The sequence below is a fragment of the Leptolyngbya sp. AS-A5 genome (assembly GCF_039962495.1).
Classification (GTDB): Bacteria; Cyanobacteriota; Cyanobacteriia; order Leptolyngbyales; family Leptolyngbyaceae; genus Leptolyngbya.
The window spans coordinates 1-10832 of sequence record NZ_JAMPLL010000064.1 but is presented as its reverse complement, the minus strand read 5'-3'; the positions used below and the strand labels follow the sequence as shown (position 1 = coordinate 10832).

Below are 10832 nucleotides of genomic sequence, written 5' to 3'. Positions count from 1 at the left end.
TGGTGATGGCGGTGTGGCCCCACGCTCATCCATCCCGAACTGAGTGGTGAAACGCATTTGCGGCGACGATAGTGAGAGGGTAGCCTCTTGTCAAAATAGCTAGCTGCCAGGGTATTGATTAGAAGAGCCGAATGCATTCATTTCTGTGAATGCGTTCGGCTTTTCACTTTCTTCACTTCATGAGGCTTGCAGCAGAAAGCTTAGGTCTTGCTCTGCTTATCGTGACTCTCCAACGCATTAAACAATAAACGTGAGTCTCCAACGAAGGCGCAGCAGCGGGAAAGGTGAAAGAAACGAACCCGATCGCAAGAATTGAAGTAGTCTAAGTAGTCATGCGAGCTCTTGACAGCCAAAATTGTTAGAGTACTGGTGCAACTTCGCTCACCGTGAATCTGGTTCTGGAATTGTCTAGTAAAAGACAGGGGGTCAACACCCTACCCACAAAGGGATGGGGTATTGACTTGAAGTTAGAGTTAGGGTGAGTGATCTGGAGAAAAGTGGATCCTTAGCCAGCGAAGTTGGAAAGAAGAGAGGAGCAATCCAGTTTGTCACTCCCGATTTAACTTGAACTTTCAGTTCTTCAATAACTCAGGGTGGTTGAGTTATTGAAGATGGTTTCTGTACGATCGCGCTTCTGCGCCCGCCGCAGAAGTTCAACCCAACTTATAATGGCTCAATTCCAAGCTATAGAGGGGATTGAGTCATTATAAGTTGGGTTGAATTAGGCATTGGAATGAACGAGAGAATGCAGGTTTGAATGTCGTTGTAGTATGCTTATCAGTCCAAAAATAGTCCAAAGTTGTAACAAGACTGTATTACAGTGCGGTAACAAAGCTTTGACTGGATTACTCAGATTCGCCATTTTAGAATATTGAATTGGCGAAAATAGATAAATTCAAAAATATAAAAATGCAAATTGACGAAAATCTGAAGAAATGTTACTTGTGTGCTATCTATCAATCGTGAGGAACTAACCTTGCTGATAACCGTTGCCTCTACCAAGGGTGGCGTGGGAAAGACAACTAGCGCAATTCATATCGCCTGCTGCTTATCGCAAGATAACAGCACATTGTTAATCGACGGTGATCCAAACAAGTCATCACTGAAGTGGGCGAGTCGAGGATCACTACCCTTCAAAGTCGTTGATTTAATGCAATCCCCACGTCATACCAAGAACTACGAGCATATTGTCTTTGACACCGCAGCACGACCAGGGAAAGAGGACTTAGAAGCTCTCGTTGAAGGTTGTGACTTGCTCATCATTCCCTGCAGTCCTGACATTCTTGCAATTGAGGCAACGTTGGAGACAGTAGATTTGCTCGAATCTTTGGATTGCGATCGTAATCGTTATCGAATTTTGTTGACGATCGTGCCCCCAACGCGCAAAACGGGTGAACAAGCACGAGAAGCACTGTCTGAATACCCAATCTTTCGCAAATCAATTCGCGAGTATGCTGCTTATGAGAAAGCAGCCCTAGCAGGTGTTCCCGTGTATGAAAGCCGCGATCCAAAAGCAAGAATTGCATGGAGTGACTATAGCGCTATCGGAAAGGAGATTTTGGGATGAGCAAAGAGAACTTGTTTGCTAAAGCGATCGCTAATCGTAAAAAAACAGAGACCATAGAGTCATCTAACCCTATTGAAATCACAGAATCGTTACCAATAGCAGATCGTACTGATGTACCAACTGAGCGGATTTCGTCTCATTCATCTCAACCGTCTGTACCGATAGAGCTGTCTTCTCAGAAAAGAGGTAGAGGAAGACCTGCAACTGGAAAACGGTCTAATAATGACTGGGTTGGAAGAACTTATTACATTCAGCGCGATACTGATTTGGATGTCGAAGACGAATTGCTAAAGCTGAAACGGCAAGGAATTGAAGTAGATAAATCAGAATTGGTAGATTTGCTGCTTTTTGCCTGGGTGAAATGGCGGCAAGGTGAAAATATGGAAATTCACATTTCTGGAATTACGCCAAGGCGAAAATCTTAAAATTCAAACTGTAATCGTTGGGCTAAAGGACAAAAGAAGGATATGTCCTTAGTTCGCTTTGGGCCATTGATCGACAACCCCGGGTGTTATCCGCGTCCTAGAAGATAGCACTGGAGGCACTAGCTCGGCAGGTGATCGCCCGTAATCGCCCAAATTGAGGTGCATCGAGTGTCAGCAAGTCTGGCTGAAGCCCTCGACCAGATCAAGCGGATGGAAGGATTAATTCCCATAGCAATCGCTGACTAAACCCGGAAATGGATAATCCTGCTAGGGGTTCAGTAGCTGCTTCTGACTTTGAAGATAAACACCTAATTTTGTAGCACGCTCTTAATCTGGGTCATCCTGCCAAAATCGGTTTCTTCGCTGTGCCTCCTCTTGACGGCGTTGTTCTTGAACTTGAGACAACTTGCGCTTAATGAGAGCAATCCACTCTTTTGGGCTCTTCTCCCGATGTTGAGCAGGACTTGCTGCCGTATTCCCAGCATTACACCCTGACCCAGCTTCTTCCTGCTCTTGCAAGGAGCTAGAGTCCTCTCCAGTCAAGGTATTACACCCATTTTCCCTCAATAAGCTTGTGGGGTTGGTTGAGCAGGATGCTCTCCATAAGCAATCCTGCTCAACACCACTTTGACGATCGTCGCTTTGATTATTCTCTAAGTAACGGGGATGCCATAAGTCCCGGTGACGATACAGAGTAGCACCGCTAATCCCATAAGCTACGAGGGCATCAAATCGTTCTGTGATGCCCTTCGGTAACGTTGTTTTTTTCCGTAAGTCGCTCATGGCTTGTTCGATTCGTTCTCTTGCACTCATTTGTTGTTGATGGTTCCAACTCGGTTCTGGGTTATTAGGTATGTCCGGATCGGGATCTTTGGGGATTTTGCTCTTACCGTAATGAAAGTAGCGGCTCTGCTCAATCGATCGCACCCACTCTTTCGCTCTTTCTTCGATCTCATGCTGATGGCGGCACCAGTCCTCGTAGCCAGGAAGTGATCTCGCGATCGCAACGATGTCTTGAACTAGGGCATCTCCTTCAAGCGGTACAGCGGCATACAGGACATGAGCAAAGATGTAGGAGCGCATGGCGATGCGTCCGAGCAATCGATTCGTCTGCCCGTGCCCAGTCCAGCCTTGTTCAATTTCAGCATTCAAATCATTGAGAAACTGGTTGGCTTTGCCGGTAACTCGAAACTGTTGGCGACGGGCAACTTTTATCAGGCGATCGATCGCCTTTTTATCGACCCAATTTTGGGCTTGAGCGAATCGCCAGTGCTGGACAAAGGTTTGCTGGTCGCCCCAGATAAGTTGGAGGTCACTGTTTAGCAGGTAAGACCCGGCTTGCAGGGGGAGGCGGTGCCCGTTGTAGAGGCTGTGTTCGTCGTTGGCAGCGTAAGGCTTGCAGTTGGGAAAGACCTCGAGTTGCCCAGGTGCCAATTTGAAGCCTGCATTTTCTAACATCGTTGACACTGCCAACGCAATCTCCCAGGTTTTCTGGGGGTGCTTGAAGGGGAAATACAGATGGAGTCCACCGCTGTAGCTGGAGGTGAGCGCGATCGCCCTCACCCAGCCATATCGCTCTAGGCACTCGCAGATACGATGCCAAGCCAGGGGATCTCGGCTGGGATGGTACACGCTGCCTCGGTCAATGTCCAACAGAAAATAGTCGGTCTGTTGCCCAAAACGGACACCGTAAAGATAGCTGCCTTGCTGGATCAGACGATCTGAAAGGGGGTAGCGGCTTTCAGTTTGCCAGTTTGGTGACGCTGTTGGATGAGGATGCTCTGCCCAGAGGTAATCGTACCGATGAGTCCAGAGGGCAAGGAAGGAATCCTGCCAGTCCTGAATCGATTCAAATTGTCGAGAGGGAGCTATTTTCATGGTAGCTGCCCCCGGATTCCATCAATGCTCAAATTCATAATCAACTCCCTACGCCTGTATTACCGGGATAGGAAGCTATGCAGCTTTAGATAATTTGCTAAAAATCTTGCATCTTTTGGCAAATTGCCTCTAAAATTGGCATAGCACACAGCATTGGCACACAGCATTGGCACACAGCATTGCCTCTTCGGCATTGCTTCTAAAGCCTCTAAAATTGGCTTAGCTTTTCGTAGCTAGGTCATAGCTGGGCTAAAAAGCAAGTAAAGCTGGGTAACCTAACTTCAGCCTGTCCAAAGCGTTAGTTAGCGTTCCCGTCCTATCCTCGGACTGAATAAAAACCATTGACCCCTTCTGTTTGCGCGGTGGGGTTTTTGGCTTTTAGGACTCCTGAACCATGATGTTGATCTCTTGCGCGTCAAGATTGGAAACTGGGTCGTTCATCCTTTGTTTTTCTCGTTTCAATAATTGGACTGTAGTGAGTATATTTGATTCGCTTCCAAACTTGAATATGTTTTAAAAATCTCTGACTCAGCAAGTCGATTTTTAGCAGGAATGCTGACTCTATAACTTTTTGCAACACAACTCTTTCTTATTTCTAAGTGAGTTTAGACGAGATGGAGATCCTCGCCCTTAGGGAAGATATATAGGAGAGCGCAAGTCAGATTTAATAGAGTGTTCCGTTTACGCATACGGTTAACTCTTTTATGAAGCGCGATGCCACAGGTAAGTTTGTTCAAAATTGGGATTCAGAAACCAAACAACGTATTAGCATCTCGCTTACCTGTACAGCCTGGCGATCGCTCGACAAGGAAGCACAAAAACGAGGAATTTCTCGCTCTGAGGTAGTTGAACACTTTGCGCGCAATCTTGAAACGGAGCCTTCTAACGAATCCACAGCACCAGATGCTCCGGTGGCGTTGATTCAAAACCAACTTCTTGAGCAAGAGCAGGAAAATGCAGCCCTACAACGTCAGAAGCAGGAGTTAGAGGCACGGTTAGAACAAGCGCTAAATACGAGTGCCCAAACGACTGAGCGCAAAGTAGCAACCATTCTAGAAAGTATCACCGATGCTTTTGTTGCTTTCGATCGGGACTGGCACTACACCTATGTCAATCAGGCAGCCGCTCAAATCTTGCACAAAACTCCCGAAGAATTGCTGGGTAAACACGTTTGGAACGACGTTTTTCCTGAACTGGTAGGTGGAGTCGCTTATCAAGCGATGCATCAAGCCGTGGCAGAACAAGTTCCGGTGACATGGGAAGAATTTGGAAAATCTGTTCAGTGTTGGCTGGAAGCCAATGCTTATCCTTCTGCCGAAGGGATTGCCGTTTATTTTCGCAATGTGACAGAACGCAAGCAAGCAGAGGCGGAACGAGAACAATTACTTCAAGCGTTGGAAACGGAAAGGGCAAAATTTGAGGCAGTTCTGCACCAGATGCCCGCAGGAGTTTTCATCGCGGATGCCATTTCTGGCAAGTTGGTGCTCGCAAACGAACAAGCCAAACAAATTGTCAAATATGACTTTGAAGAGACTCGCGAGCTAGAGGACTATGTACGCGTTATCCCGTTTGAAGTATTTCGCTCGAATGGGCAGATTTATGCACCGGATGAGTATCCCTTGATGCGATCGCTCAAAACGGGTGAAGTGATTATCCGAGAGGAAATGGAGCTACGCCAAGAAGATGGCAGCTATACCGTTATTTCAGTCAATTCAAGTCCAATCTTAGATAAGCAGGAGCGAATTCTGGCGACGGTCGCGGTGTTTCAAGATATTACGGAGCGCAAGCAGACTGAAACGCTACTGAGACAGCAAACGGAAGCCCTGGAAAATCAGCAGAAATGGTTGGAAGCAGTGCTGGATTTAATGCCAACGCCAACCGTATTTATCGAACCCGAAACCGCACGAGTTACTTTTTCCAATCGGATTGCGAATGAATTGGCAGGGGGTGACTTACCGAAAGACAAATCTTTGGATGAATATACCGACGTTTATTACTGCACCGACGCGAATGGCGATCGCATCCCAACCGAAAGAATGCCCGCCGTTCTAATTGCTCAGGGAGAACGGCTAGAAAACTATGAGATGAACTGGTATACGCCTGGCGGCATTCGCTCAACCCTATGCTGGGGAGAAACCCTGCCAGCCATGCATGGACATCCCGCCATCGGCATTGGGATGTTTCAGGATGTGACTCGACTCAAACAGATTGAAGAAAGTCTGCGGCAGACCGAGGAACGCTTACAGCTTGCGCTTGCATCTGCTGAAATGATTGCTTGGGACACCGATTTCACAACCAATCAAGTGGTCTGTTCTCCAAACGCGCTGGAGATTTTCGGTATGCACGTAGGTACCGCAGAAGCGTTTCGTGCGGTGATTCATCCCGACGATCGACCCCTCGTCTGGCAAGCGCTGGAACAAGCGATTGCGGGGGATCACTCCTTTTCTGAGGAATACCGAGTGATCAGCCCTGACGACACGATACTGTGGCTGAAAAGTCAGGGACGCGTCTATCTCGATGAGGCTGGACAGGCCACGCGAATGCTGGGCGTTTCGGTCAATATTACAGAACGCAAGCAAATCGAAGCTGAACGCGATCGCCTGTTAGAGCGGGAACAGGCGAGCCGTCGATTAGCTGAAAAAGAACGTCAGCGGCTGCGAGACATTCTGATGCAAGTGCCTGCTATGTTTGCCGTGCTGTCGGGTTCTGATCACGTCTTTGAACTTGCGAACTCTAAGTTTCTCACTGTGTCCGGACGCTCTGAAGACATTCTTGGTAAGACGGCACGCGAAGTATTTCCCGAAATAGCAGGTCAGGGATATTCTGAGATTTACGATCGGGTCTATCAGACTGGAGAAATTATTCGAGAAGAGGAATGCTTCTCTCGTTGGGACTCAAATAGGGATGGCAATCTCGTTGAAGGCTTTTTCAATTTTGTGTTTCTACCGCTCAGAGACATTGATGGTTGCATCGACAGCATCTTGATTCATGGTATTGAGGTCACTGCCCAAGTCCAAGCTCGTCAGCAAGCGGAAGTTTTACTCCAAGAACTTCAGCGTAAAGAAAGACAACAACAGTTCTTGATCGAGTTGAATGATGCCATTCGTGCCTTTCAACACTCCGAAGAAATCATGTGGCAAGTGGTGAGTTCCACTGGGCAATATTTCAATGTCACGCGTTGTACCTACGGTGAAATTGATCCAACCCAGGAATACGTCATCGTCGATCACGACTACTGCAACGGTGTCATCAGCGTTGTGGGTAGCCACCGCATGAATTCCTTCGGTTTAGACATCATTACAGAACTGAAGCAGGGCAAAACCGTTGTGGTTGAGGATGTCGATCGCGATCCTCGCACGGCTGGATCAGGGGCAGCAGCTTTTGATGCAATTCAGACTAAATCGCTGCTGTGTGTTCCCCTTGTCAAAGCAGGACGATTTGAGGCACTGTTAGTCTTGCACCATGTTGCTCCTCGTCAGTGGACAGCAGAAGAGGTGGCATTGCTGGAGCGCATTGCTGAAAAAACCTGGCTGGCGGTGGAGCGATCGCGAGCAGAAGCGGAATTACGAGAAAGGGAAGCCCACCTGCAACTTGCGCTTAAAGTGGGACGGATGGGCACCTGGGACTGGGATCTGCAAACAGGAACGCTCCTCTGGTCAGCAGGACATTTCACCATCCTGGATCTACAGCCAGATGAAGATGAGCCGAGCTACGAACTTTGGAGAAGTCGGGTTCATCCAGATGACTTAGCAGAAACGGAGACAAAGCTGCAACGAGCAACTCAGGAGCGAACCGAGTACCATCACGAATATCGCCTGCGTTGGGCGGATGGCTCGGTTCACTGGGTCGAAGCTAGAGGGCAGTTTTCCTATGATGCTCAAGGACAGCCGAAGCACTCTATTGGCGTTGTGATTGACATTACAGAGCGCAAGCAAGCAGAAGAAACATTGCATCAAACTCTACAAAAGCTCAATTTCCATGTTGAAAACACACCGATGGCAGTCGTGGAATGGGATCATAACTTTCGAGTCATTCGATGGTCTGCTGGTGCGGAGCGCATTTTGGGTTGGAAAGCTGAAGAAATTCTGGGCAGATCTTTGACTGAGATTCCGTTTGTCTTTGAAGCAGACCTAGAAGCAGTTTCTGATGTCTGTCAGCGGTTGGTTTATGGTGAGGAGCCCCATATTTTTTCATCTAACCGCAATTACACGAAAGATCGCAATGTTGTGCATTGCGAATGGTATAACTCCAGCCTCAGAGATAAATCGGGGCGAATGACTTCGGTATTATCGCTCGTGTCAGATGTCACAGAGCGCAAGCAAGCGGAGCAGGAACGAGAGCAACTGATAGAGCGCGAACGCCTTGCTCGCTCCCAGTCCGAAGCGGCACAACAGCAATTGGCAACCCTCTTTGAAACGTCCCCGATCGGCTTGGCTTTATTGGATGCCGATCAACGATTCATTGCTATCAATGAAGCCTTAGCTGAAATTAACGGATTAACCCGTGAGCAACATTTAGGCTATTCAATTCCAGATCTGTTTGGTCAGCCCGATCCAAAACTAGTCGAAGTCTTTCACCAAATTTACTTAACCGGAGAACCCTTCATTTCACCGAGCTTTGCAGTGAATGTTCCTGGACGGAACGATCGTCGTCCCGGCTACTACAACGTTTACTATTTGCCAACCATCAACGCCAATCACCAGGTGGAAAGCATCCTCGTCTATGTGGTCGATGTGACGGAACGCGTTAGGTTAGAACGTGCCCAACAGTTTCTCTCCGAAGCCAGTGCAGTACTCGCCTCTTCTCTGGACTATCAAACAACCCTAGAGCGGGTTGCCCAGTTGATTGTCCCGGAACTTGCCGATTGGTGTACCGTTCATATCGTTGAGGAGGATAACACCATTGACCAGATCGCCACTGCCCACATCAACCCTGCGAAACTGGAATGGGCGCATCAGTTGCAAGAGAAGTATCCACTAGACCCGAACGCTGCTCGTGGTGCAGCCTTAACCTTGCGAACAGGACTACCTGATTTCGTGCCGGAGATTCCTGATGAACTGCTCGTCCAAGCTGCCCGCGATCCCGAACATCTAGAGATCCTACGGCAAGTCGGTTTCAATTCCGTCATGACTGTACCATTACGAACTCAAGCACGAATTATTGGAGTCATTTCCTTTATTTCGGCTGAATCTGGACGACGCTACACCGCAGTAGATCTGCAATTAGCTGAAGAATTGGCGCATCGTGCCTCGTTAGCGATCGACAATGCCCAGCTTTATGAAATCGCTCAACGCGATCGTGCCAAAGCCGAAGCCGCTAACCGAATCAAAGACGAGTTTCTGGCAGTCCTGTCCCACGAATTGCGAACGCCGCTCAATCCCATTCTTGGCTGGACAAGAATGTTACGCACGAAGCACCTGAACGCGACCAAAACTGACCAAGCGTTAGACACGATCGAACGCAATGCGAAACTGCAAGCGCAATTAATCGAAGATTTGCTCGATGTTTCCCGCATCCTTCAAGGAAAAATGTCCCTAAACATTGCGCCCGTGAATCTAGCCATCACTATTGAAGCGGCTCTAGAAACCGTCCGCCTAGCGGCTGAAGCGAAACAGCTTCAAATTCAAACCACCCTGAATTCCTTCTCAGGAAGCGTCTTGGGTGACACAAACCGTCTCCAACAGGTCGTTTGGAATCTCCTGTCGAATGCCGTGAAGTTCACGCCGTCTAGTGGGCGAGTCGAGGTGTGCTTAGAGCAAGTTGGCACTCATGCTCAAATTCAAGTGAAAGATACAGGAAAGGGTATTCATCCAGAGTTTCTCCCTCACGTATTTGATTACTTCCGCCAGGAAGACGGCGGCACTACCCGACATTTTGGGGGGTTGGGATTGGGGCTGGCGATCGTGCGTCAATTGGTGGAACTGCATGGAGGCAGCGTTTGGGCAGAGAGCCTGGGACCTGATCTAGGCGCAACCTTTGTCGTTCGGCTGCCGTTGAATCAGATGGAGCAGGCACCCGCTTCAGAGACTGAGAATGCAGAAGCTGCGGTAGATTTGACCGGAATTCGCGTCTTGGTGGTGGATGATGAAGCGGACATGCGCGAGTTGGCATCATTCATCCTGACCCAAGCAGGTGCACAAGTGACAACAGCAAGTTCGGCGGCAGAGACACTGTTTCTCCTGAATCAGTCAGTTCCCGACCTCCTGTTATGCGATATTGGCATGCCAGAAATGAACGGTTACTCTCTAATTCAGCAAATTAGAAAATGGTCACCGGACCAAGGAGGTACCCTCAAAGCGATCTCCCTAACTGCTTATGCTGGAGAGGTCAATCAGCAGCAAGCCTTAGCCGCAGGATTTCAAATGCACCTCTCGAAGCCGGTTGAACCGGAGGAATTGGTAAAAGCAGTCTCATCGCTCATTGCAACAAATGCTGTCCAAAGCTAGCATTGTGATTTCGTATTCATTCCCAACTGTTTAGAATTGAGTTTAGGGTTGAATTGTATCTGAAGAAGTTACAGTAACCCTCCACCTCACCGTACCACCGTGCTACTGGAAGAAATGTAGTGGTGCCCTTCCTTCTTCAACAGGAAGTCAGATTCTACAACTAGCATCTTGTAAATCTGCGGACTGAGATTTGATTTTCTTGACAAAAGTTCTAACCCTCGTGCTATAGTGAGAAAGCGTTAGAAAACGAAAGTTGACGCGACGAACCTAGACAATCACATAGTTTGAAAGCCAGAATTAGCAATTAGCTCTCGTTAATATTTAAGTCTTGAAGTGAATTTTCAAGGCTAAAGCGAAAGAGAAATTTCCGGAACAGAAATAAGTTTCGGAGCCATTCAAACACCAACATGGAGAGTTTGATCCTGGCTCAGGATGAACGCTGGCGGTATGCTTAACACATGCAAGTCGAACGGAAGACTTCGGTCTTTAGTGGCGGACGGGTGAGTAACGCGTGAG

4 protein-coding genes and 2 rRNA genes are annotated in these 10832 nt (G+C 48.1%); 5 read left to right on the top strand and 1 reads right to left on the bottom strand.

Translation table 11 applies throughout. The features are described 5' to 3' along the window. The 3 genes from rrf to NC980_RS25670 all read left to right on the top strand — a co-directional run. Positions 1 to 112 (top strand): 5S ribosomal RNA (rrf, locus tag NC980_RS25680); the annotation flags it as partial. Between the two features lie 864 nt (positions 113 to 976). Further along, on the top strand, positions 977 to 1567 hold the full coding sequence (locus tag NC980_RS25675; protein WP_131603892.1) for a ParA family protein: 591 nt from the start codon (positions 977 to 979) through the stop codon (positions 1565 to 1567). Further along, positions 1564 to 1992: a hypothetical protein gene (locus NC980_RS25670; RefSeq protein ID WP_131603891.1), complete on the top strand. Its 429-nt coding sequence runs from the start codon at positions 1564 to 1566 to the stop codon at positions 1990 to 1992. The genes NC980_RS25675 and NC980_RS25670 overlap by 4 nt, the downstream gene beginning before the upstream one ends. Before the next feature lie 327 nt (positions 1993 to 2319). Here NC980_RS25670 and NC980_RS25665 read toward each other — a convergent pair whose 3' ends face one another. Next, entirely contained in the window at positions 2320 to 3870 is a 1551-nt protein-coding gene (locus NC980_RS25665; RefSeq protein ID WP_190375753.1) for a hypothetical protein, read from the bottom strand. 704 nt (positions 3871 to 4574) lie between these two features. On the opposite strand from NC980_RS25665, the gene NC980_RS25660 reads away from it, so the two are divergent. Continuing rightward, positions 4575 to 10316, top strand: a complete 5742-nt coding sequence (locus NC980_RS25660; protein ID WP_242026581.1) for a PAS domain S-box protein — start codon at positions 4575 to 4577, stop codon at positions 10314 to 10316. 404 nt (positions 10317 to 10720) lie between these two features. Beyond that, positions 10721 to 10832 (top strand): 16S ribosomal RNA (locus NC980_RS25655); the annotation flags it as partial.

Bases quoted from the DNA above. Each gene is read 5' to 3' on its own strand.
- NC980_RS25670 (WP_131603891.1), top strand. From the start codon at position 1,564: ATGAGCAAAGAGAACTTGTTTGCTAAAGCGATCGCTAATCGTAAAAAA.
- NC980_RS25665 (WP_190375753.1), bottom strand. From the start codon at position 3,870: ATGAAAATAGCTCCCTCTCGACAATTTGAATCGATTCAGGACTGGCAG.
- NC980_RS25660 (WP_242026581.1), top strand. From the start codon at position 4,575: ATGAAGCGCGATGCCACAGGTAAGTTTGTTCAAAATTGGGATTCAGAA.